Below are 22924 nucleotides of genomic sequence, written 5' to 3'. Positions count from 1 at the left end.
GGAAACATGAAAAAATACGATACTACACGGATACTACATGTTATATTTTGATTTTAAATATCTGATATTTAAATAATTATGATATTTTCTTAATTTGTTAATCCTTTTATGAAAAATAGCAGTAGTTCTTTGGACGTTTCTCCTTTTTTATACTGTATTTCTGATTATTTCTCTTTTTTACTTCTTCTTTTTTAGTTGATTTTCAATATGTTTTTCATCCGTTTTTTAGCTTGGAATTGTATTCATCCTTACTTATAAAAACAGAATTTAGCAAGATAAAATTGAGTGTAAAATGTAATTGGCTGATAATTAATTAATTGTAAATGCTGTTGTATACGAGTAGTATCATTTATTTTTGTTTTTTATTGGGAATATACAAGTTTTGTGAAGCGATTTGTTGTGAATTTTTCATCATTGATTTGATTTTGTTGAACTTATGATAATACTTGAGTGGATTTATCAGAATCCAAAATGATCTTTTGATAAAAAATGAGCTACCTAGAATCATACAACCAAAGTAATTTTAAATAAATCTATGAAAAAAAGAATTTTATTCGTTTGTGCATTAGCATCTTGTTTTACAGTTTTCAATGCTCAGAGGTGGGAAGCTGTCTCTCAGAAAACTTCACAGATAAGAGAAGGAGTAGAAGTACAACATTCTTATAGAGTGGATCTGAAATCTCTTCGCGAAATGCTGAAAAATGCTGAAGAAACCGGGAAAGGAGCAACGCCGGTTATTATTTCTTTACCCACGGTTGAAGGAAAGATTGAAAAGTTTGCTGTTTATAGCAATCCTGTACTTGATAAATCCCTGGCCGAAAGATATCAGCTTGGGTCATATGTAGGAGTGGGCGTAGATGATCCGTCTAAATATTTGAGATTCAGTACCTCTCCCTATGATATGCAGTCTATGATCATTAAAAATGGTATATTTCAGTTTATAGAACCAATAAGTGCTGATAAACAGACTTACGGTGTATTCTATAAATCAAAGAATGAAGGAGAACACGGCTTTAAATGTGATACAGGAGAACATGATTTTAAGAGTATTAATAAATTGGTAGAGAATGGTAAAAAAATGCTTTCCGGAGTGGGGATTGCCAGCAGACCTACCAATACAAAATACAGAGATTTTAGAATGGCATTGTCCGTTACAGGAGAATACAGCCAATATCAGTTAACAGCGGCAGGAACTCCGGCCAATGCGACCGACGACGTAAAAAAAGGTGTTGTACTGGCCGCCATGAATAATACGATGACCCGCATAAACGGAGTTTTTGAACGTGATTTCGGAGCTCATCTGACCGTTCAGAATCTTCCGGATATCATCTATCTTGATCCGGCTACAGATCCTTATTCTAATAATTTAAATTTACAGTTGCAACAGACCCTTACTTCTGTAGTAGGAAATGCCAATTATGATATCGGGCATGTTCTTAATCAAAATGCAGAAAGAAGCGGAAATGCAGGGGGAATCGGAATTGTCTGTGTAGATCCGGCCACTAATACTGAAATAAAAAAAGGTTCAGCTTATACCCAGGGACCTGTTCCTGTAGGTGAAGTTTTTGACTTTACTGCAGCTCATGAAATGGGACATCAATTGGGAGCTAATCACACATTTTCAAATACTTCTGTCACAGATGCCAATCAGGGAGCCAATGTAGAGCCTGGAGGAGGTACTACTATTATGGGCTATGCCGGAATTACCTATGATAATGTGCAGGCTAACGCTGATGGATACTTCCATTATAAATCCATTGATCAGGTATTAACTAATTTAGAAAGTAAAGTTAATTGCGGAGCCTCTCAAAATATTATCAACAATACTGCTCCAGCCATTAATCCTTTAGCTGCTTATAGTATTCCTAAAGGAACTGCTTATTATCTTGAAGCTTCAGCTACAGATGCTGAAAATGATTCTGTGAACTATTCCTGGGAACAGAATGACAGTACAGATGAATTTTCTACCATTTCCGGCGACAGCGGATGGGGATACAATCCAAAAGGAGCTTTGGCAAGATCAGTTCCCGGAACAGCAAACGGAAGAAGGTATTTTCCCAACTTTGCAAGTGTGATGAATGGAATCCTGACAGACAAACAGAGATGGGAAACAGTATCATATATCCCGCGCACATTGAACTATGCAGTAACGGTACGGGATCTGAACGCTCAGCGTCCTATGGTTTCAAGCTCAACAACCACAGTGACTGTAGGGAATGACGGGCCATTCAAATTCAACGGACTGACCACATCTTCAGTATTGTATAATGATGCACTAAACACTATCTATTGGGAGGTTGCCAATACAAATGCAGCCCCTTATAATACAGCGAGCGTGAAAATAGATTATACTACAGATAACGGTGCAACCTGGACAAATCTTGTAGCTTCAACTCCAAACATCGGAAGCTATAGTGTACAAATGCCGGGTAATATAAGCGGAGCAGTAAAATTAAGAGTGTCAGCTATAGGGAATATCTTTTATGCAGTGTCTCCTGCTGTTACTGTGGGAAGTGCACCTACTTCGACTGCATCAGCGCCTACAGGAGTTTCCACGATAGATACTGAGGTTTTCAAAACAACAGCAAGGGTATCCTGGAATAGTGTTCCCGGAGCTGCTTACTCTGTTAATTACAGAAAAGCAGGAACGGCCAGCTGGTCTAATGTTGCTAGCCAGGCAAATTCTGTAGTTCTGAATAATTTAGAAGATGAAACCAATTACGAAGTTCAGGTAGCAGCTGTGGTAAATTCAGTTCCCGGAACTTTCTCTAATAATTATACATTTAAAACAAAAGGATTAAAGACAGGAGCTGATTACTGCCTTTTAAATTCAGGTTCACCTTATGTAGGAGCCATCTTAAAAGTTACCGTTGCGAATCTTGATTATAGTGATCTTACAGCAAAATCCTATAAAGATTTAAGCGAAGATCTTACTAAAATTGTTAACTTGACACAAGGCAGTAGCTATACGCTTACACCTAGAATAGGGAATTTGTTGCAAAACGGACTTCCGGTAAATGTATCTGCCTGGATTGATTACAATAGAAACGGAGTATTTGAATCTACAGAAAGGGTAGGACAGACTTCAGCGACAGCAAATGCAGGTAATATAGGATTACCAGGTTTTAACTTCACCGTTCCTGCTACCACTTACTCCGGAGATAAGACATTAAGAATGAGAGTCGTTGGTAAATTCGCAACGAGTGCCTTGAATAGCGTATGTGGTGAGTTGGCAAGCCAGGCTGGAGGTATTATGGATCTTCCTGTGAAAATTACTGCGAGTACACTTGCTGTGAGAGAAACGGTAGATACAAAATCATCAGAGGTTTCTGTTTATCCTAATCCTGCAGATACATTTGTAGAAGTGAAAAACCTTAAAGGTAAAGGTGACTATAAAATCTACAGTGCAGATGGAAGACTGGTTCAGGAAGGTAAGATTGATGGAAAAATCAATGTAGCTTCTCTGGTCAAAGGAATGTATGTGATTACAATAAAAGATGACAAAAATACTTATAATACCAAATTGATCAAGAAATAACACACATGAACCTCCGCACCCGGATCTAAAAGCGGAGAGAAAAAGAGTTTATTAAACTTAAAAAAGGCTGTCTCTGGATTGGAGACAGCCTTTTGTTTTAGTTTGATGTCAGATGACCGTTAAAAAAATCAAGCATGGTGGGTAATGATTTTTCAGAATGCATCCGTTCTCCGTTTTCAAGGGATTCCTGTGTGGCAGCGGCGGCTCTCTTACGCATGTGGTGTTCGTAGGCGGAAATAGCTTCCTTTACAATAGTATAATTGTTACCTGTTAAATGCTCGCTCAGTTCCAGGGCATCCAGCATCGCCATATTGGCGCCTTCTCCTGCAAAAGGAGGCATTACATGTGCTGCATCACCAATCAGTGTCAGGTTAGGCTGTGTTTCCCAGGTCTGATCCAAGGGCATAGAGTAAATCATGCGCGGAATAAAAGGAGTCATTGCATTTTCAAACAATTCTTCCCAGATAGAAGCCCATTCGGAATATTCTGTTTTGAACCATTTCAGCATCTGCGCCTGATCAGAGAAATCAAGACCGCTGGTGGCAGGCCAGTTTTCATCAGCTTTAAAGCTTGCATAAAATCCGAGATCCCCATTGCCTTTTTGCCCCATTAAAATATTTTGAGAATTTCCGAATGCCATTATTTTTCCACCTTTAATCAATGCATCAATCTGAGGTGCATTTTCTTTTGAAACATTTCCTTCCAGCATAATGATTCCGGAGTAAACAGGTTTATGGGTATGGAGATACGGACGGATTTTAGAATTGGCACCATCTGAAGCAATCACAATATCAGCATACACTGATTTCCCGTTTTTAAAATGCAGCAGCCATCCTTCATTCTGGCGTTCCATAGAAAGAAAATGACTGTTCCAGATTACCGTTTCAGGATGCAAAGATTCTAACAGCATATTTCGTAACGGGCCGCGGTCTATTTCAGGGCGGAAATGTTCATGACCAAAATCCTCTTCAGGTTTCGTCTCGTGATCATTAAAAAATATTTCTGCCTTTTCATTCATGATCAGCGTTCTGTCTGCGCCGGGACGGAAAGCCTGTTTAAACTCTTCCAGAAGTTCCGCTTTACGGATGGCTGCCAAACCTGAATCTTCATGCATATCGAGTGGAGAACCCTGTACGCGTGCATTTTTGTTGAAGTCTCTTTCATATACTTTTACATCTGCGCCTTTCAATTGTAAAAGTCTTGCCAGTGTAAGTCCTGCCGGACCGCCACCAACGATTGCTATTGATTTATTGTCTATCAGCATTGTTGATTTAAATTTTACAAGGCAAATTTACCTTCCTTTCAACACGGATAATAGTACAAATCGGTCGTTTTCATTTTTGGATAATTCTTTGGGAGCAACCCCGGAAAACTTCTTTACTTCTTTGATGAAATGGTTCTGGTCTGTATAATTGAGTTCCGGGAAAAGCCTCCCTTGGGCAATATGTTCCAATGATGCTCTGAAACGCAAAATAGTAGAGTAGGCTTTTAATGACAGGCCAAGTTGTTTGGTAAAGTACCGGTTAATTTGTCTGCTGCTCCAGCCTGTTTTTTCAGAAATTTCCTGCACGCTCATTTCTCCTTTTGAGGTATATACCAGCTCAAAAAGTTTCCGTTTTCTTTCATCTACTTTCAGTGGGAGCAGTTCTTTTATTTTTTGGGTTGCTTTCGTACAGCAATGGCTGAAATCCTTTATATCATCAGCTTTAAAATTCCAGAAATCAGGAGAAAGCTCTTTTCCGATATTCAATAAATCAGCAATGGAGGTATTCAGAATGTATTCAACTGCAAGAGGTTTGAAGCTTACAACAAAAGCGTTCGTATGCGGAGCAATAAATCTTTGTTCAGGATAAGTTTCCAATCCGAGAAGGGTAATATGAAAAGATTCTGAAGCCGACTGTGAGAAAAATAAATCAATTCTTCCGTCAGGAATAATCACAACCTCTTTAGCTTCATCCGAAAGATTCTGAAAAGTGCCCAGATTTTCAACGAAATCTGCAATCTCTTTATCAGGTTCTATGAAAACGTAAGTGAAGTCATTCTCCATAGTAATGCCTTGTGTTTTTTAAAGAAGAAAATTACAAAATACATCTGATCTATTAAAAAAGAATATAGTTTATTTTAATAGGTTATAAATGCTATTTTTGTCAGGAGAGATTTAAAAACAAATATGCTGCAGCTTTTACTTTATGGACAAATCATCACTTAACACCTATTTCCATTCTTTATTCAGTATCCAAGCTGAAGTAGTTGAAAAAATTACTGAAAAATTCAGTCATTTTGAGGTAAAAGCAAATACTGTTTTGCTGGATAAAGATACGATCAGTACCAAAACCTACTTCCTGGAAAAAGGCTATGTGCGGTCTTATATCCTGAATGAAGATAATGAGGAGATTACCACCAATATTTATACAGCTCCCTGCTTCGTTAATGATTTTCTGTCCTTTTTCAGACAGCAGCCTACCAAAGAAATATATCAGACGATCACCGAATGTGTCTTTTGGGAGACCGGATTGGAAAATGTCCAGCATAATTTTCATAATATTCCTGAATTCAGAGAGTTCAGCAGGCTTCTTTTTGTTCTTAATTATTATACGATCCATGACCGGCTCATCGAAATGGCGAGTCAGAAGGCTTCCACGAGATATTTTAACCTGATGAAAAAAGATCCGGATATTTTTCAACATGTTCCTTTGAAGGTGATTGCTTCTTACCTTGGTATCAAGGACAGTTCCCTGAGCAGGATCAGAAGGGATATTCATAAATTGTAATTTCTTTTCATTTGTCAAGTGATAGTTCAGAAATCATCGCTCATCTTTGCTTAAAAATAATTTCATGAACAAAAAACATATTGTTGTAGTAGGATTAGGTGGTGTAGGCGGTTATTTTGGATTTAAAATAAATCAGAATAATGAAACCACGGAAAAATATACCATTTCTTTTGTTGCCCGTGGAGAAACGTATGAGAAAGTGAAAGAAAACGGCTTGACTTTATTATCTCCCGAGCATTCTGATTCACAGACCCGTCCTGATGATATCGTGCAGAATATCAGTGAGATCAAAAATCCTGACCTGGTTTTGATCTGTGTAAAAGAGTACGATCTTGAAAATGTCTGTAAACAGTTGCAGGAAGTTATTAATAAAGATACTGTATTGCTTCCGATGATGAACGGAGCAGATATTTATGACAGAATCCGTAAAATAATTCCGGAACACACTATTCTTCCAACCTGTATCTACGTAGCTTCCCATATTAAAGAAAAAGGAGTAGTGGAACATAAAGGAAAAGCTGGAAAAATGATTGTGGGAAGGGATCCTGAGCATTTTTCTGCCCCGGTAGAATGGATTACAGAGCTATTGAGTAAAAGTAAAATTGACTTTGACTTTAAAGATAATTCATTATCAGATATCTGGACGAAATTTATTTTTATTGCCAGCTTCGGATTGGTAACAGCAAAGCATAATTCATCTATTGGAACTGTATGTACCGATGAACAGCAGCAGAAAGAAGCGGCTGAAATTATGAAAGAAATCAAACAGATTGCTGATAAGAAAGGAATCTATCTTCAGGAAGATATCATCGCTAAAACATTTGAAAAAGCCTCAACATTTCCTTTTGAGACTCCAACTTCCTTACAGCTTGATATTAATTCCGGAAAAAAGGATAATGAGCTGGAATTGTTTGCAGGTGCTGTATTGAAATATGGCACTGAAACAGCTGTAGAAACTCCTTTTACTCAAAAAATTTACACTGAGATTAAAGCAAAATAAGTGTAGGTGAAAGCTGATGGGAAAGAAAATATAAGAAGGCGGGCTTTAGCCCGCCTCCATTGAAAATTAAATATAAAAGATAGAAGCTGATTAAGCACTGTGCATGAATTTTTGTCTGTCCAATAGTACTTCTTCCGTTTCCCTGTGATCAGGATCATCCACACAGCAGTCTACAGGGCATACAGCCTTACATTGAGGCTCTTCGTGAAAGCCTTTACATTCCGTACATTTTCCGGATACGATATAATACACTTCATCTGAGACAGCAGGATGGTAAGCCTCAGCATCACCTTTTGTGCCGTCGGGGAATGTAATATGTCCTGAAAGCTTGGTTTTGTCTTTCCAGCGCCAGTCGATAGCACCTTCGTAAATGGCTGAGTTGGGGCATTCAGGTTCACAGGCTCCACAGTTGATACAGGCATCTGTTATTTTTATAGCCATATTGTTTGAATTTAAAGGGTTTAAAAAAGGGATTCCGTCAACGTTGAACGATTCTGAAATCCCTGCTAAACTTAAATGACAGCAGTTTAACACTGTTCTTTGAAAATAAGCAGCATAAAGTGTGCTATTTTTTATTTAAATCATTAATATGCAGTAATTTCTGCCGGTACTTAGTCACTAATGGCAATTTTTTTAGAAGATGCAATGCTGATAAGCTTGTCAAATTTACTGGAATACAGATCCGAAATTTGGGTGGATTGCTCATCCGTAAATAATGATGACCTGACAATCGGAACGCTGAATGGCAATGGCCAGGCACGCAATGATTTGGCTATAGAATCCATGGCGTTAATTCCCTGCATGGCCTGAAGACCATCAGCCCAGCATACCAGCCCTACAGTTTTATCCGTGAGATAAGGCTCGTACCAGTTGGCGGTTACTTCAAGCCAATCCAGACAGTTTTTCATTACTCCCGGAATGCTGCCGTGATAAAGAGGAGCCAGCCAGATATGCAGATCAGCATCAGTAAACATTTGAGCCATACGCTCTACGGCCAAAGGAGTTTTGGTAAGTGTGACATCGAATAGAGGAATGCCGGAGTCAGCAAGTGTAAAAATATCAGTCTGAATTCCCAGCATTTTCAGGCGTTCAGAAAAATAATCTGAAATCAGTCCGGAAGTAGATAAAGTTCTTCTTTCCAGCGATCCGTTGAATATGATTGCTTTCATTTTTTAATGTTTAAAAATTACTTTGGGTAACCCTATTTCACCATACATCAGTGTTTTCACCAGCGGTTTCAGTAATCCTGCTGCTAATAAATACAATGAAGGATCATGATGAGTACTTGCGCGGACAACCACTTTCTGATTTTTATACTGTTTCAGATCAGCATAGATGAGACGGCGTTTCCATAGATCCAGCAGAACAGTTTCTGCATTGTTTAAATCAGCATAAGAAGCGTAAGGAGACAATTTTTCCATAATAAGCATATAAGCCCAGGGCGGAATGATAGCATCCGTAGAACAGATGATTGCTACTGCTTTTTCATTGTAAACAGAAAAATCCACCGCAGCAATTGATTCTTTAAATTCCTTCTCCTTAACAATCATTCCCATGAAAAGATGTTCTTTGATATCCAGTTCTACAATTTCCGTTGTCGGTTTGTAATCTGAAAGGTCAAGAGCAATAATGCCTGAAGCCTTTGCTTTATTGATAAAATTTTCCTCAGTCATAATTCGTTTACTTTCAGTATTATTTATCTTACTTTTGACAAGGCTTCTTCATATTTTCTTTCAACAGCAGACCAATCCAGTACAGACCAGAAAGCATCCAAATAATCTGCGCGTTTATTTTGATAACTAAGATAATAGGCATGTTCCCAGACATCTATTCCAAGAATCGGAAAACCTCTGTTGGTGGAGAGAATATCCATCATCGGATTATCCTGATTAGGAGTAGAACTGATGGCCAGTGAGCCGTTGAATTTTACAAAAAGCCATACCCATCCTGAACCAAATTGCGACAAACCTGTCTTCTTCATTTCTGCTTTTAGATTGTCGAGGCTTCCGAAAGTGGCTGTGATATCGTCATGAAGCATGCCTTCAGGATTCAGCTTAGGTTGTGGAGAAATAATTTCCCAGAATAATGAATGGTTATAGTGGCCGCCACCATTATTTCTGACAGCAGGACTGTATTCACTTATTCTTTGCAGTAATGAATCAAGGTCGGGATTGGTTTCATTGGTTTGTGCCAGTGCTGCATTCAGATTATCTACATAAGCCTGATGATGTTTCTGATGGTGAATGGTCATCGTTTCTTTATCTATATAAGGCGCCAAAGCATCGTAAGCATAAGGTAACTGTGGTAATGTAAATGGAGTCATTGTATTTATTTTTTTGATTAATGTCTCACAAAGGTAGAAATATATTTAAATAAAACAACTTTATGGTTGTTTTATTTATTTTCTGATGAGTATAAGTAAAATGTTGTAAATCTTTATTTTATCCTTGATTTTATAAGGTTATAGAAAATGACTATATTTGTTGTTGAAAAATAAAACAACCTAAATATTGTCAAATGAAGAAGCCGGCTGCGGATCGTATTCTGATGTTTTTAAAGATGAGAGGTGAGGCTACATCACTTCTTATAGCTGAAGAATTGTCGATCACCAAAGAAGGGGCAAGAAAGCATTTACTGAATCTTGCTCAGGAAGGATTAATCCGGTCTTCAGTGAAGAGCGAAGGGGTTGGGCGTCCATCTACGTACTATACTCTAACAGAGAAAGGATTGGCTCAGTTTCCGGATACCCATGCGGATGTTACGGTTCAGATTTTGAAATCCGTAAAAAACCTGTTGGGTGAAAATGCTCTGGATTTATTAATCAGTGACCGGGAAAAAAATACCCATGAGCGTTATGAAAAAGTACTTTCAAAGGCAGAATCACTGGAACAGCGCCTCGAATCTCTTTCAAAAGTACGTAGTGATGAAGGCTATATGGCGGAATGGAAAAAAGAAGGGGAAGACTATTATCTGATTGAAAATCATTGTCCGATATGCGCTGCAGCAACAGAATGCCAGGGTTTCTGCCGTGCAGAGCTATCCAATTTCCAATCCCTGATAGGAAAGGAGTATACAGTGGAAAGAATAGATCATATTATTTCCGGAGGGCAGCGTTGTGTGTATAAAATCAGCCAATAATTAATCATTCATCGCTTATAATTTATCATTCAAAATGGCTTTAAAAGCAGTAATATTTGACATGGACGGTGTTCTGGTAGACTCAGAAAAATTCTGGACCCAGGCAGAACTGGATGTATTTTCATCTTATGGAGTGCAGGTTACGGATGATCTTGCGGCACAAACCAGATATATGACGACTCAGGAAGTAACCGAATTCTGGTATAAAAGATTTCCCTGGGAAAATTTTGATGCCTCTGATCTGGAAAATAAAGTAGTTACAAGAGTAATCGAAATGATACAGAACGAAAACTGTACGATGTCTGGTGTAGAGAAGTTTATTAAAAATCTTAAGAACAAAGACTACAAAATAGGGCTGGCTACCAATGCTCCTTTACGGGTAGCACATGCAGTGCTTGAAAAGCTTCAGGTTCATGACCTGTTTGATACCATTCACTCATCAGAGTTTGAAACTCAGGGAAAACCTCATCCTGCCGTATATCTTACTTCTGCAAAAAATCTTGGAGTTTCCCCGGAACACTGTATTGCTATTGAAGACAGTCAGTCAGGATTAAAAGCGGCAAAAGAAGCCGGAATGCAGACTATAATTTTCACCAATAATGACGAAAATATAGATTCAAACCTTGCCGATTTTAAAATCCTGGATTTTAATACAGTTTTTCTGCCGTTATTTGGTGAATAGTGAATGGTGAATGGTGAATCCGCTTCACTGTGAATTTAAAAGGTGTTATAAAAATTGACCATTGACTGCGCAGCAAATTGACTATTGAGGAACCTCCGCATCTCGTATCTCGTATCCCGAACCTCATACCTCGTATATCAACCTCAATACCTCGTCAAAACCTCCATCAGCAACAGAATAGAAACCAGCTTTTTAGACGACTTATACTCCGGATTAAGCTGTTCACGGATTTCTCCCAAAGCTTTGCTTAATTTATTACTTACTGTTTTATTGCTGAGTCCCAGCGCTTCTGCTGTTTCATTCACAGACATATTTTTCCTGATTCTCATATCGTATACCTGCTGTTCCGTTGAGGGAAGCTGGGAAACGACTTCATCAATCATAGTCAATAAAGCACTGATCTCATTTTCTTCAAGAATTTCAAAATACTCGGAATCTGCTATTTCTATTTCATTCGGAATATCAAACTCGTCAATACTCAGCGTAGGTGGCGCTTTTTTGTAGCTGTTATAAAAATCAATAATCCGGTAATGAAGATGACGGAGAAGGTAGCCTTTGGCACTTTCTGTATCATCGGTTTGTATGGCATCCGTATTCTCAAGAATCTTCATCCACAGGTTCTGGAGGATTTCTTCAGAAACTTCCTTATCCCGTGTCCGTACATAAACAAAGCGATACAGACTATCCCAATACCGGTCATACAGCAGCATAAATGCAGGGCGGTCGCCTGATTTTATTTTCTTTAATAATATATAGTCTGTTGGGCTCATATTGTGATACAAAATTACCTAAAGGAAAATTAACTTTTTGTGAACTTTGGGTGTGATAAGATTAAATATTTCTGAAAAACAGACCGAAAATTGAACGTTAATGTTGAGTAAATGTGAAATATGACGAAAATTATTAACAATTTGGTTGTAATGTGAATATAACGTTAAGAATGCCCCGGGGAAGTTTTTCATTTTCACTGTCTTATAGATAGAAGTATCTGTGAATACATGAAAGACCCCTATGAAAAAACTTTTACCATATAAAAATATTGAAGCCTTTGTTTTCAGACTTTGGGAACGGGAAGTTTCGGAAGACTCAATTTCTGACAAAGAAAATGAACTTTTAAAACAGTGGAAAAATCTTGCAGAAAAAGATCTGGATATTGTGCATCTTAAAGAATCCAGAGAAAGGGTATTGTCCGGACTGGAAAATTACTTTTCTCAAAAAGATATTGTATCTATCCCGTCAACAAAAAGCTTTAGAACACATCTTTATAAAATTGCGGCGGTTATTATTCTGCTTTTAACATTGGGCGGAGTTTTTACCTACTCCTTATTCATTAAGCCAGATGTTTATCTTGCAAAATCCGGAAATAGTATTGTTCGTCTTGAAGACGGATCTGTGGTTACTCTTTTACCAGGCGCTGTACTGACTGTAGAGAAATCTTTTCCTGCGTCCACCAGAGTCGTGGATTTAAAAGGCGATGCAATATTCTCTGTGGCAAAATCTAAAAAACATCCATTCATCGTTCGTGCGGATGGTTTTAGTACCAAAGTATTGGGAACGGTATTTAAGATTTCACAGTCAGGTAAGAAAAAAGCGGTTGATCTTTACGAAGGAAAGGTGGCTGTATCCACTCCCGGGGTTCCGGTTTCTTTCCTTAAGCCTAATCAGAAGTGGACCAACTTCGGAGTTGCTCATACTACAGCAGTTATTTCCCTGAAACCTGTAAAAAATTCAGCAGGCAGAATTACGTCAATATTGTCTCTGAGTTTTAACGATGTTCCTTTAAAGGAAGTAGTGACGGTCCTGGAAAGCAATTATCATACAAAGGTTCAATATCCTAAGGAAGCTGAAGATAAAAAAATTACTGCTGATTTTACGGGAGGAACGGTCGGAGAAAATATTGAATCACTGGCTTTCATCCTGGGACTGGAAGTACAGAAAAAAGAAAATACCTATATCCTTAAGAAATAAATCATTATAAAAAATAAATAATCATAATCAAGAGAACACTATTAAGTATGAAAAGTTTGAAATGTGGGATTACCATAGCAGCCTTATTTTTTACTGTAGCCGCAGAAGCTCAGGAGCTGGTTCAGAAAGTGACATTTTCTGTACCTGCCAACAGACCGTTGATTGAAGTTTTAGAAGAATTTGCAGGAAAAACGGGGATGAGACTGGCTTATTCCAAAGTGGATATTAAAGAGCTGAAGGTAAAAGGAGCGAAATGTGAAAATACTTCTGTCAACAATTGTCTGAAGGACATTACCAACGGGCTTCCCGTTATATACCGACTGCATGGTGATCTTATTTCGATAAAATATGAAAGCTCTACTATTTCCGCATTGGGAAACGGACGAATTTCCGGTAAAATAGTGGATGAAGTAGGAAATCCCGTTACCGGAGCAGAAGTCACTGTAGCTCAGAAAACAGTGGTCACTGATAATAACGGTGACTTTACCATAGATCTTCCTTCCGGAACTTATAATCTGACCATAAAAGCTCCTAAATATAATACGCTGAGAGTTGAAAAATTGTCTGTTATCAATAACGAAACCAGTTCTGTCTCATTTGCTTTAAATAAAGCTTCTGATAAAATTACAGATATCAAAGAAGTTGTGATTACGGCAGCCCGTAAAGCAGATACTCAGGCGGGACTTCTTGCCCAGCAGAAGAAAGCAGCCCAGATGAGTGATGGTATTTCAGCGGAACAGATTTCCAAGACACCCGACAGCGATGTGGGAGGAACTTTGAAAAGGGTAACAGGAATTACCACCATTGATAATAAATATGTAGTGGTAAGATCCATGGGAGAACGTTGGAACACCGCGGCCATGGACGGAATCAACCTGCCAAGCACGGAAGCGTATAATCAGAACTTTTCATTTGACATTATTCCTACGGCAATGGTAGAAAGTGTGGTGGTAAGCAAATCTGCCACTCCTGATATGAATGCCAGCTTTGCAGGAGGTTACGTAGAAGTGAGAACCAAGGATATTCCCAATGAAAACTTTACAACCGTTACATTAGGAACTTCATATAACGATCAGTCGGCCTTCAAAGAATTTCTGACCCGCAAGCGAGGAAAGTACGATTATTTCGGATATGATGACGGAACAAGAGATTTTCCCAAAGGACTGGAGCCGATGAACTGGACAGATCCAAGGTTTTTTGAACAGTCCAGGCAGTTTACCAATGACAATTTCAGCACCTATACAACCAGAGGTGATATGGGATCTAATATACAGCTGGCATTAGGAAGGACATATGCTCTTAAAAACAATAATAAATGGGGATTTGCCGGAGCATTTGTCATCAGAAATGAACAGAATAAACTGGATATTGACCATACGGGAAGAGGAAACTGGCTGGATACTACTGGAATGCCTGATGCAAACGGAGAGATTCCATTCTATAATTTCAAAAACAGTGGGGCCTCCTATAATTACAATTCGACACTGGCAGGAATGCTTAATTTTGGATTGCAACTTGGGAAAAACAGAATCTCATTCCGTAATTCATATACCCATATTTTTGATAATACGCTCACAAGAGTAACAGGCTGGAACGAATACTCAACGGGTAGTGGAATGGCATCCAATGCAGAATTAGCTTATAATTATTTTTATAACGGTGTCATCCCCAATAATGATCCGGCTCAGATCAAAAACTTAGACAGGCCTTATACCGATAATACCAATTACCCGATTTTTCAGACCCTTTTACAAAATAAACTGGAAGGAAGCCATAAAATAGGAAATACAGAGATCAGTTGGTTTGCGGCCCGTACAGGAGTAGCTTCTGATACTAAAGACTACACACAGTATATTACCAGGTACGACTTTATCGGAAATGAAATTCTCACATTTCATAAGATCTATAATTCCGGAGCCGATTTTTACAGAGGATATATAGAAAACAAAGAAACAGATTACAATTACGGTGCGTCTGTTAAGTGGGATATGGATGCAGGAAGCTTTAAAAATACCATTAAAACAGGATATGCCGGTGCTATAAAAAACAATACCAACCAGCAACAGAAGTTTTTTCTTCGTGTTGACGAAAACCGTGACGTTCCGAACAGCGAGAAGAACTATTTGACGATGTATGGTTCACTTGCTGACTGGTTTAATGGCTCCCATTATGTTCCGGGTGGTATTGGCTGGGAAACCAAAGCATTGTATAAAAATGACAAGTATGAAGGAGAGGTTAATCAACATGCGGTTTTTGTCATGTTTGATAACCGTTGGAAGAAATTAAGGTTAGTCTGGGGCCTTCGTGCAGAGTACTTTAAATATGATCTTATCTCACAACAATTAGATCCAAATGATACAAAGAATGTGGAAAGAGCAGCCGTTGAAGATAAACCGTGGCAATGGATGCCCTCAGCGAACTTTACCTACAGTCCTACCAATAAAATTAATCTAAGGCTTGCTTACAACAGATCTGTTATCCGCCCTCAGTTCAATGAAAGAACAGGACTTCCTTATTTCGATCCGGTGGCCAACGGTTTGATTTACAATACGGAAATGACTTCTTCTGTCATTAATAATTATGATTTCAAATTTGAATGGTTTCCAGGATTGGGAGAAATATTTTCGGCAGGATTGTATTATAAAAATATAGACAGACCTATCGAACGTGAAGGCCATATTTCCAGCGAGGGAAATCTTTTCCTGTATAATGGAAATTCAAAAAATGCAAAACTGATAGGAGTAGAGGCTGAGGTAAGAAAAAGTTTAGGCTTTATTGCTGACGTAACTTTTCTGGAAAAGCTTTTCATAAGCGGAAATTTTACGTATAACCATACCAAAGTAGTTGCTTTTAAAGATCTGTACAAAACAGGTGATAATGATGAAACCTATGAAGTGAAACGCCCGCTTTACGGACAGACTCCTTATGCTTACAATCTTGGACTGATCTATGATGGAAACCGTTTAGGGATGAGTTTTTTGTATAACGCAAAAGGAGACCAGTACATCACAGTAGGATATGCGTACAAAGGAGAAGAAATCCAGCGGCCTTATGCAGTGGCAGACGCTCAGATCTCTTATAAATTACTTCGTAACAGAAATCTGGAAGTAAAATTAAATGTAAGAAACATTTTTAACAGGGTAAAAGAATATTATAACAATTTCAATTCTTATCTGGCTGCAAAAGATGGAGGAGGAAGTAATGTAGGGACAGAAAGAGAAGCCTGGGATCTGCTTCCGGGAGCAACAGACAGATATGATAAAAATATTGACAAGATCATGTTCAGGGCATACAGTGGAAGAATGTTCAGCCTGAGTGTGAATTATACTTTTTAAAGAAGTATACCAGCGATACAGAAAGATATCTTAAATATAGAAGCGTACAGGTTTCGGGAACCTGATCAAAAACTGAAGAATACTGATGATGCGCACAGCAGTACAGTTCTGAAAAAACCGGACGTTAACAGCTTTTCCCAGGCATTAACGATTCTCATGGGAACGCCCGCAATGCAGTTCCTCCTGCAGCGATGGGATGAACACCAAAAAACAAATCGAAGGAATAGAGAGGAAGATATTCCTGAATAAAAAACTGATCTGGTATAAAAATAATACAGCCGGATTTATTAAAAATTATAACAATGAAAAGACTAACTCTAATTGCAGTGGCAGCATTATCTCTTACAGCTTGTCAAAATGATCAACTGGCAGATTCATCTTCTCCATTCGAAATGAAATCTACTTCTGCTGAGTACCTTACAGCTTCTGCGCTTCCGGTAACCAGTGTAAGTGGTGATATTACTTCAAATACTACATGGAGTGGAGTAGTTGAACTAAATGGAATTGTAACGGTAAAAAATGGAGCTACATTAACAATCCAGCCGGGTACATTCATTAAAGCCAAGCCAAGCGCAAACAATACAGCTACCGGAGTTTTGGTAATTGCTAAAACAGGAAAAATCAATGCAGCGGGTACAGAGGCTCAGCCTATTATTTTCACCAGCTACAAATTGTTAGACGGAAACGAAGATACAACTGCTGCTCCTGGTGACTTCGGAGGTGTTGTTATATTAGGTGATGCGCCTACAAACACTCCATTCACAAAAACAATTGAAGGATTATCCGGTCCTGATTTCTATTACGGAGGTACCAATGCTTCCCATAACGGAGGAACATTAAAATATGTTCGTATCGAGTTTGCAGGATATGATCTTTTAGCTCCGAATTCAGGTAACGAAATCAACGGTCTTACGTTAGGAGGAGTAGGAAACGGAACTACTTTGGATCATATTCAGGTTTCTTTCGGGAAAGATGACTCTTTTGAATTCTTCGGAGGTACTGTAAACGCTTCAAACCTTGTTTCTTTTGCTGCAGATGATGATAACTTCGACTTCGATAACGGATATACAGGAACAATCACTTGTGCATTAGCTTTGGCAGATTACAACTCTACACACAGTCTTAGCGGATCAAGCCCGGATTCTAACGGTATCGAGCTTGATAACAACGCAGAAGGTTCTTCTACAACATTGTTGACTCATCCGGTGATCAACAACCTTACTATCGTTGGTTCTAAGAACTCTACTAAAGGTGCTTTATATGAAAACGGTATCCACATCAGAAGACACGGAAGATTAACATTAAATAACGCTGTCGTTACAGGTTATCCTGTGGGTATCAAAGTAGAAGGTACAGGTTCTGAGCTTTCTTCAGCTTCAGCATACAGCACCATCCAGGTTCACGGATTTACTACTTCAGTTACAGGTACAGGTACAGCAGGAATCCCTGCAGCTAACCTGGCGACTGGTACTCCTGCAACTCTATGGGGTATGAGCCAGCCTTTCTTCAACGAAGGTGGTTGGAATGTTTCTCCAAGAAACTGTGGAAACTTCCAGGGACTTTGGACAAAATACAACTTCTCCATTGTAGAATAATAAAAACTTTAAAAAGCAGGGAACAGCACATGCTGATTCCTTGCTTTTACTTCAAAAATTTTAATCATCAGCATTATGAAAAAAATAATTTTATCATCTGTTCTGTTTTTATCCCACCTGGCTGCAGCACAGTCTCTGGTATGGGGAAATTCGTTTGATACTCCTGCCGATCTTCAGGGCTGGACTTTTCATGACCTTAATAGCAATGGAAACGGATGGGTACAGGGAGAAAACATCTATCACAACGGAACTACCTTGGCCTATGGAACTGCAGGTGTTCTACGCCATTCTATCAATTTGGTTCCAACTGGAAATGCTAACGGATTCACCACAGAAAATGACTGGATTATTTCTCCTCAGATTGACCTTACCAATACTGCAGGAACCATTACACTGGCCGCCTATATCGGGAGACAGAGATCTACTCACACGATTGTTGCCAGAGAACTTTTTATCTATGTAAGCACACCGCAGAAAGAAGTTCCAACGTTATCGGACTTTCAGGCGATGACGGTAGATGCAGATGGAAATGATGTTCAGAGTATCTATAAAATACAGGTAGGTGACTCAGCCAATCCTTTTCCGGCAGATCTTACCCAGTTTGTAGAATCTCTTGTAGATCTTTCTGCTTTTGCGGGAAAAAAGATCTATATCGGAATGTGGTCAAACAGAAAAACAAGCGGAAATAATGTCCAGAACATCAATATTGATGAAATCGGAATTTATGCTACTTCATTTTTGGGAACTAAGGATGTAAAAAGAAACAAAATTGTAACACAAATAGCAGAAAATCCGGTAAGAGAATCTTTACAGCTGCAGCTTAATCCGGCGTTGAAAGAAAATACAACCGTAGTTAACATTTACAGCGCAGCAGGACAGAAAGTTCTTACCACTCAGTATTCTAAAGCGATCAACACAGAAGGGCTTACATCAGGAGCGTATATCGCAGAAATTACAGATGGAAAGACTACGGAAAGGCTGAAGTTTATTAAAAAATAATCATTCTATCCCCTTGGAATCTGATTTTAGGAACACCATGAAATTTTAAATAAATAACGGAGAGTCTTTGAAAAAGCTATCCGGAACATATCCAACTAGTTTTTTTATAATTATATATTGCCCGGCCCACGGGCCGGGCAATATTTTTAAGTTTTACAAGAAATAATTGAAGAAAGATGAATAAAATCTTCGCATTACTACTGTTTTTCACTGCACTTTTTTCATGTACAGACAGCAATACGATGGAGCTGTATGATAAAGTACAGAAACCCGGAGAGGTAAATATCAAAGGATTTTCCAAACCTGATGTCCTTCAGTTGAGGTTGAACGGGCAACCTGTATCTATTGATGGAAAAGCATCTTACACCAATAAAATTGAAACCCAGCTTCAGTTTGTTCTGGATCAGGAAGAAACTAATAAATTGTCTGTCTATAATCATGAAACAGGCGCTGAAATTGCAAAATACAATATTACCTATGACAATATAAATGATTATAAAAACCTCTACTTTTTTAATCTTCCCGGAATCTATCTGCAGACCTATGCCGTAAAACCCCAGGTGAATCTGGGGAAAGTAGGTTTTGAGTTTATTTTTCCCAACCTGGGTGAATTTTCCGGAACCTCTCTGAAAGAGGTAAAAGGTATTTTGAAAAGAGAAAACGGAGTGGTGCTTGCCGAGTTTGATAATATTGGAAAAGACAACTTTACGGCAGTGAAAATCTATAGTTTTTTCAGCTCAACAGCTCCCATATATCTTGAATTATACAAGCCGGGAACAACGGAGCCTTATGCGGGATCTAAAATGATTCAGGTAAAATTAAAACAACATACGGGCGCTAATATGATTGTACTTCAGGAAAAAATGGAAAATGGAGAATGGGGGGTAAAAGGAGATATCGATATAGCAGAGTATCTGTGATTTGCATATGAAAAGCTTTTTAAAACTTCAATGTATTGCGGCCGCAGTCTTTCTTATTTCGTGTACCAATAATAATGACGAAAGCGCACCCGTTTTTCCGGAGGGAAGTACAGAATTTGTGAATCTATGGGTTCAGGACAGTATGAAACGGTATTATTACTGGGCAGATGAGATGCCTGCAAAACCGGATTATCAGCTTCCTGTAAAAGATTTTTTCAAAAGTCTGCTGTCTCCCAAAGATCGGTTTTCTTTTATGGTGAATACGGAAGATTCTTCTTCTTATCCACGTTCGATAAGGAATATGTACGGTTTTGATTATACCATTGTTCAGCTTGCTAATAATGAAGTGGTTACTGTAGTGAAGCTGGTGCTCCAAAATTCCCCGGCTTTCAATGCAGGGCTGGAGAGAGGAATGATCATTACCAAAGTCAATGGAAAAGTAATGACAGCCGCGAATGCCGAAGCAATGGCTTCATTCATTAAAGACCAGACGGTTGTAGAGCTTACCGTTGGAAAGTGGCAAAACGGAAGCGTTACGGATGAAAAAAACATCACCGTTTACTATGGTTTCTCTTTTGAACAGCCTGTTTTATCCAAAGTTTTTGAAAAAAATGGTAAAAAAGTAGGTTATATGTACATCTATGATTTCCCTGACGGAATGACTCAAACGCTATATCAAAAGTTTGGGGAATTGAAGGCCGCCGGAGTAAAGGAATTAATTCTGGATCTTCGATACAATTATGGAGGTTCGGTGTCATCTGCTGCAGCTCTTTGCTCCCTGATTCCTTCAGGATTATCATCCGGTTCACCGTTCATCATTTTTAAAGGAAATAAAAACGGAGGGGAAGTAAAAAGAACATTTGCCCAACAGATTGCTTACGATCCCAAAGCTTTGGACTTTACAACTTTGCGTGCGAATGCTTTGGGATTGCAGAAAGTTTTTATCCTCACATCGAACAGTACGGCATCTGCCGCCGAGATTGTTGTGAATAATCTCAAACCTTATATGCAGGTGATTCAGATAGGAGATACTACGCTGGGAAAAGATATGGCAGGATTTGTTGTGGAAGACAAACGTAAACCCAGAAAAATTTCCTGGCAGATTCATCCGGTGATTTATAAAGTCTTTAATGCCAGCGGAGCCGGAGAATACAGTAGTGGAATTTCCCCGCAGAGCAATGTCAATGAATTTGCCGGACTGCCATTATTACCTTTGGGAGATCCCAATGAAACCCTTATTTCTTCTGCACTTAACGGAGGTTATTTCAAATCAGCAGACCACGAAAAGAATGGAAATATCAAAATTTTATTTCAGAGTGACGTGCCTCCGGTTATGATGGAGAAATAAGCTGGATTCAAAAAACAAAAAATAATATAAAAAATATCTTTATCCTTTACCCATTCACAAAATAACTAAAATGATAAAATCATGCAGGGAATAGAACCAAAACTTCACATGAACCTGACCAGCCGTATTGAATATTACCGTCTGCTGATAGAAGCTGCAGAAGATCCTGAAAGCCAGCCTTCAGAGGTTATTACTCAGATTTCAGAACTGGGACATCTGTACGAAGAGTATCTGCTTAACAAGAAAAATTTGGAAAACAGCATCAAAAACTACCGTGCCTATCATAACGATTTGAGAAAAAAGCTCACGTCAAGACTTAGGGAGCTCAGAAGAAAGGATAGACAGAAATAAAGCCCGGAATGTACTTTATCGGTTGGTTTTACGGTGAAATTCATATCTTTATGACCACTAAGCTGAAGGATGAAAAACTTATGAATTTTAACCCAACAGAACTTTCCGGTTATTTACAGGTATTCTGGCAGTTTTCCTGGCCACAATGGTTGATATTCAGTCTGATCGTTAATATTTTCCTATATCTGTTTTCGATAGGGTTGTATATTTTTATCGAAAAGACTTGCCGTAAAAGTCAGTTGCAGGAGAAGAATCATCCTGTTACCCGATCTGACTTTTATCTTAGTCTGCTTACCATAGGATGTAACAGTTTTGTTATGCTTTTGGGGGCTTTTTTATGGAAAAAAGGATGGATTGTGCCGGGGCAGACAGAATCAGTAATTGGAATAATAGCGGAAGTAGCTGTTTTACTCCTCTTAATGGATTTTCTGATGTATTTATTTCATTTTGCAGCACATTTACCTTTGGTCTATAAAGTTCTACACGGAAAACACCATGAACATATCAGTACCAACTTTTTAAGTCTTTTTGTTCTGCATCCTTTGGAAACCATAGGGTTTGGACTGATGATGCTGGTTTTACTTGTAGGCCATGATTTTTCTGTGATTTCGATTTCAATATATCTTTTGCTTAATCTCATCTGGGGAACGATAGGACACTTGAACAGAGAGTTTTTTCCATCCTCTTTTGACCGTTTCTTTGTGGGAACAACGAGGTTTCATAACCAGCACCATTTGGATGAAAGTAAAAACTTTGGGTTTTATACTTCGATATGGGACAGGTTATTCGGGACATATAAGTAACTATGGATACTACAGTTTTATATTATTCAAAACTTTACCCAGCAGATAATTAAAGTTTTTTAATTCTTCAGAGGTAAGTATGGAAGCCGTCTGATGAGTGATAGCCTTACGGAAAGTTTCAGAATTATCTACAATAAACCTTCCTTTATCCGTTACTGAAAGATTGAATTTCCTGTGGTCTGCTTTCTCTTGTTCCCGGACAATCAAATCTTGACCGATCAGAAATTTCAGCTGTTTTGAAATGGCTGCCTGGCTAATGTTGAAAGCCAGTGATATTTCCCTTCCTGTTGCTGTTCCTTTCCTCATAATAAATTCAATAATATTATAATGAGCAGCAGTTACTCCGTTAATGTCACCCCGGTTCATGTGAGCCAGAATAAGGCATTGGAAATCAGTAAATGTGTTAAAAAATTCTTTTTCAATGAGTTTCATTACAAATATGCTTAACTTAGTTAAATATTAACAAAGTTAAACAT

At 38.4% G+C, this 22924-nt stretch carries 21 protein-coding genes; 13 read left to right on the top strand and 8 right to left on the bottom strand.

The window, feature by feature from the left end:
* Window positions 1-535 precede the first annotated feature (535 nt).
* Entirely contained in the window at window positions 536-3538 is a 3003-nt protein-coding gene (locus AB1278_RS14785) for a reprolysin-like metallopeptidase (RefSeq protein ID WP_429815335.1), read from the top strand.
* A gap of 97 nt (window positions 3539-3635) precedes the next feature.
* Here AB1278_RS14785 and AB1278_RS14780 read toward each other — a convergent pair whose 3' ends face one another.
* The gene (locus AB1278_RS14780) at window positions 3636-4802 is read right to left on the bottom strand and encodes an FAD-dependent oxidoreductase (RefSeq protein WP_429815332.1); all 1167 of its coding nucleotides are present in this window, start codon (window positions 4800-4802) and stop codon (window positions 3636-3638) included.
* Window positions 4803-4829: 27 nt separating this feature from the next.
* Window positions 4830-5585: a helix-turn-helix domain-containing protein gene (locus AB1278_RS14775; protein ID WP_429815329.1), complete on the bottom strand. Its 756-nt coding sequence runs from the start codon at window positions 5583-5585 to the stop codon at window positions 4830-4832.
* 142 nt (window positions 5586-5727) lie between these two features.
* On the opposite strand from AB1278_RS14775, the gene AB1278_RS14770 reads away from it, so the two are divergent.
* Both AB1278_RS14770 and AB1278_RS14765 read left to right on the top strand, forming a co-directional pair.
* Complete coding sequence (locus tag AB1278_RS14770; RefSeq protein ID WP_343640444.1) at window positions 5728-6309, top strand: Crp/Fnr family transcriptional regulator; 582 nt, start codon at window positions 5728-5730, stop codon at window positions 6307-6309.
* 64 nt (window positions 6310-6373) lie between these two features.
* Window positions 6374-7309, top strand: a complete 936-nt coding sequence (locus tag AB1278_RS14765) for a ketopantoate reductase family protein (protein WP_429815326.1) — start codon at window positions 6374-6376, stop codon at window positions 7307-7309.
* Window positions 7310-7399: 90 nt separating this feature from the next.
* Here AB1278_RS14765 and AB1278_RS14760 read toward each other — a convergent pair whose 3' ends face one another.
* The 4 genes from AB1278_RS14760 to AB1278_RS14745 all read right to left on the bottom strand — a co-directional run bounded on the left by AB1278_RS14760 (window position 7400) and on the right by AB1278_RS14745 (window position 9632).
* On the bottom strand, window positions 7400-7750 hold the full coding sequence (locus AB1278_RS14760; protein WP_062670462.1) for a 4Fe-4S dicluster domain-containing protein: 351 nt from the start codon (window positions 7748-7750) through the stop codon (window positions 7400-7402).
* Between the two features lie 170 nt (window positions 7751-7920).
* Window positions 7921-8478: an NADPH-dependent FMN reductase gene (locus AB1278_RS14755; RefSeq protein ID WP_411413823.1), complete on the bottom strand. Its 558-nt coding sequence runs from the start codon at window positions 8476-8478 to the stop codon at window positions 7921-7923.
* Between the two features lie 3 nt (window positions 8479-8481).
* Window positions 8482-8982, bottom strand: coding sequence for a DUF2480 family protein (locus AB1278_RS14750; protein WP_110009731.1), 501 nt, complete (start codon window positions 8980-8982; stop codon window positions 8482-8484).
* Between the two features lie 23 nt (window positions 8983-9005).
* The gene (locus AB1278_RS14745; protein WP_429815322.1) at window positions 9006-9632 is read right to left on the bottom strand and encodes a superoxide dismutase; all 627 of its coding nucleotides are present in this window, start codon (window positions 9630-9632) and stop codon (window positions 9006-9008) included.
* A gap of 194 nt (window positions 9633-9826) precedes the next feature.
* On the opposite strand from AB1278_RS14745, the gene AB1278_RS14740 reads away from it, so the two are divergent.
* Window positions 9827-10447 carry a helix-turn-helix transcriptional regulator gene (locus tag AB1278_RS14740; RefSeq protein WP_429815319.1) on the top strand — a complete coding sequence of 207 codons (621 nt, stop codon included), beginning with the start codon at window positions 9827-9829 and terminating at the stop codon, window positions 10445-10447.
* Between the two features lie 34 nt (window positions 10448-10481).
* Window positions 10482-11129, top strand: a complete 648-nt coding sequence (gene hxpB, locus AB1278_RS14735; RefSeq protein ID WP_429815315.1) for a hexitol phosphatase HxpB — start codon at window positions 10482-10484, stop codon at window positions 11127-11129.
* Between the two features lie 143 nt (window positions 11130-11272).
* Here the strand turns inward: hxpB and AB1278_RS14730 are convergent, their stop codons facing one another.
* A complete protein-coding gene (locus AB1278_RS14730; RefSeq protein WP_395973181.1) occupies window positions 11273-11899 on the bottom strand; it encodes an RNA polymerase sigma factor in 627 nt (208 codons plus the stop codon).
* 241 nt (window positions 11900-12140) lie between these two features.
* On the opposite strand from AB1278_RS14730, the gene AB1278_RS14725 reads away from it, so the two are divergent.
* The 8 genes from AB1278_RS14725 to AB1278_RS14690 all read left to right on the top strand — a co-directional run bounded on the left by AB1278_RS14725 (window position 12141) and on the right by AB1278_RS14690 (window position 22448).
* Window positions 12141-13097, top strand: a complete 957-nt coding sequence (locus AB1278_RS14725) for a FecR family protein (RefSeq protein ID WP_395973183.1) — start codon at window positions 12141-12143, stop codon at window positions 13095-13097.
* Between the two features lie 47 nt (window positions 13098-13144).
* Window positions 13145-16432, top strand: coding sequence for a TonB-dependent receptor (locus AB1278_RS14720; RefSeq protein WP_343640425.1), 3288 nt, complete (start codon window positions 13145-13147; stop codon window positions 16430-16432).
* Between the two features lie 302 nt (window positions 16433-16734).
* Window positions 16735-18027: a hypothetical protein gene (locus tag AB1278_RS14715; protein ID WP_216444871.1), complete on the top strand. Its 1293-nt coding sequence runs from the start codon at window positions 16735-16737 to the stop codon at window positions 18025-18027.
* A gap of 75 nt (window positions 18028-18102) precedes the next feature.
* Window positions 18103-19026: a T9SS type A sorting domain-containing protein gene (locus tag AB1278_RS14710; RefSeq protein WP_411413830.1), complete on the top strand. Its 924-nt coding sequence runs from the start codon at window positions 18103-18105 to the stop codon at window positions 19024-19026.
* A gap of 176 nt (window positions 19027-19202) precedes the next feature.
* Window positions 19203-19946, top strand: a complete 744-nt coding sequence (locus AB1278_RS14705; RefSeq protein ID WP_238349692.1) for a hypothetical protein — start codon at window positions 19203-19205, stop codon at window positions 19944-19946.
* A 7-nt stretch (window positions 19947-19953) separates the two neighbouring features.
* Window positions 19954-21294, top strand: a complete 1341-nt coding sequence (locus AB1278_RS14700; RefSeq protein WP_343640416.1) for a S41 family peptidase — start codon at window positions 19954-19956, stop codon at window positions 21292-21294.
* An 81-nt stretch (window positions 21295-21375) separates the two neighbouring features.
* Window positions 21376-21645: a hypothetical protein gene (locus tag AB1278_RS14695; RefSeq protein WP_202843012.1), complete on the top strand. Its 270-nt coding sequence runs from the start codon at window positions 21376-21378 to the stop codon at window positions 21643-21645.
* A gap of 50 nt (window positions 21646-21695) precedes the next feature.
* A complete protein-coding gene (locus AB1278_RS14690; protein WP_343640413.1) occupies window positions 21696-22448 on the top strand; it encodes a sterol desaturase family protein in 753 nt (250 codons plus the stop codon).
* 9 nt (window positions 22449-22457) lie between these two features.
* On the opposite strand, the gene AB1278_RS14685 is transcribed toward AB1278_RS14690, so the two are convergent.
* Window positions 22458-22880, bottom strand: coding sequence for a MarR family winged helix-turn-helix transcriptional regulator (locus AB1278_RS14685; protein WP_062670438.1), 423 nt, complete (start codon window positions 22878-22880; stop codon window positions 22458-22460).
* Window positions 22881-22924: the final 44 nt, after the last annotated feature.

This window comes from Chryseobacterium sp. NRRL B-14798 (assembly GCF_050470705.1).
In the GTDB taxonomy this organism is placed as follows: Bacteria; Bacteroidota; Bacteroidia; order Flavobacteriales; family Weeksellaceae; genus Chryseobacterium; species Chryseobacterium cupriresistens.
This window is presented reverse-complemented; position numbering and strand designations above follow the sequence as displayed.

Bases quoted from the DNA above. Each gene is read 5' to 3' on its own strand.
- AB1278_RS14730 (WP_395973181.1), bottom strand. From the start codon at position 11,899: ATGAGCCCAACAGACTATATATTATTAAAGAAAATAAAATCAGGCGAC.
- AB1278_RS14765 (WP_429815326.1), top strand. From the start codon at position 6,374: ATGAACAAAAAACATATTGTTGTAGTAGGATTAGGTGGTGTAGGCGGT.
- AB1278_RS14690 (WP_343640413.1), top strand. From the start codon at position 21,696: ATGACCACTAAGCTGAAGGATGAAAAACTTATGAATTTTAACCCAACA.
- AB1278_RS14715 (WP_216444871.1), top strand. From the start codon at position 16,735: ATGAAAAGACTAACTCTAATTGCAGTGGCAGCATTATCTCTTACAGCT.
- AB1278_RS14755 (WP_411413823.1), bottom strand. From the start codon at position 8,478: ATGAAAGCAATCATATTCAACGGATCGCTGGAAAGAAGAACTTTATCT.
- AB1278_RS14720 (WP_343640425.1), top strand. From the start codon at position 13,145: ATGAAAAGTTTGAAATGTGGGATTACCATAGCAGCCTTATTTTTTACT.
- AB1278_RS14685 (WP_062670438.1), bottom strand. From the start codon at position 22,880: ATGAAACTCATTGAAAAAGAATTTTTTAACACATTTACTGATTTCCAA.
- AB1278_RS14700 (WP_343640416.1), top strand. From the start codon at position 19,954: ATGAAAAGCTTTTTAAAACTTCAATGTATTGCGGCCGCAGTCTTTCTT.
- AB1278_RS14725 (WP_395973183.1), top strand. From the start codon at position 12,141: ATGAAAAAACTTTTACCATATAAAAATATTGAAGCCTTTGTTTTCAGA.
- hxpB (WP_429815315.1), top strand. From the start codon at position 10,482: ATGGCTTTAAAAGCAGTAATATTTGACATGGACGGTGTTCTGGTAGAC.
- AB1278_RS14750 (WP_110009731.1), bottom strand. From the start codon at position 8,982: ATGACTGAGGAAAATTTTATCAATAAAGCAAAGGCTTCAGGCATTATT.
- AB1278_RS14785 (WP_429815335.1), top strand. From the start codon at position 536: ATGAAAAAAAGAATTTTATTCGTTTGTGCATTAGCATCTTGTTTTACA.
- AB1278_RS14695 (WP_202843012.1), top strand. From the start codon at position 21,376: ATGCAGGGAATAGAACCAAAACTTCACATGAACCTGACCAGCCGTATT.
- AB1278_RS14740 (WP_429815319.1), top strand. From the start codon at position 9,827: ATGAAGAAGCCGGCTGCGGATCGTATTCTGATGTTTTTAAAGATGAGA.
- AB1278_RS14770 (WP_343640444.1), top strand. From the start codon at position 5,728: ATGGACAAATCATCACTTAACACCTATTTCCATTCTTTATTCAGTATC.
- AB1278_RS14745 (WP_429815322.1), bottom strand. From the start codon at position 9,632: ATGACTCCATTTACATTACCACAGTTACCTTATGCTTACGATGCTTTG.
- AB1278_RS14705 (WP_238349692.1), top strand. From the start codon at position 19,203: ATGAATAAAATCTTCGCATTACTACTGTTTTTCACTGCACTTTTTTCA.
- AB1278_RS14710 (WP_411413830.1), top strand. From the start codon at position 18,103: ATGAAAAAAATAATTTTATCATCTGTTCTGTTTTTATCCCACCTGGCT.
- AB1278_RS14780 (WP_429815332.1), bottom strand. From the start codon at position 4,802: ATGCTGATAGACAATAAATCAATAGCAATCGTTGGTGGCGGTCCGGCA.
- AB1278_RS14760 (WP_062670462.1), bottom strand. From the start codon at position 7,750: ATGGCTATAAAAATAACAGATGCCTGTATCAACTGTGGAGCCTGTGAA.
- AB1278_RS14775 (WP_429815329.1), bottom strand. From the start codon at position 5,585: ATGGAGAATGACTTCACTTACGTTTTCATAGAACCTGATAAAGAGATT.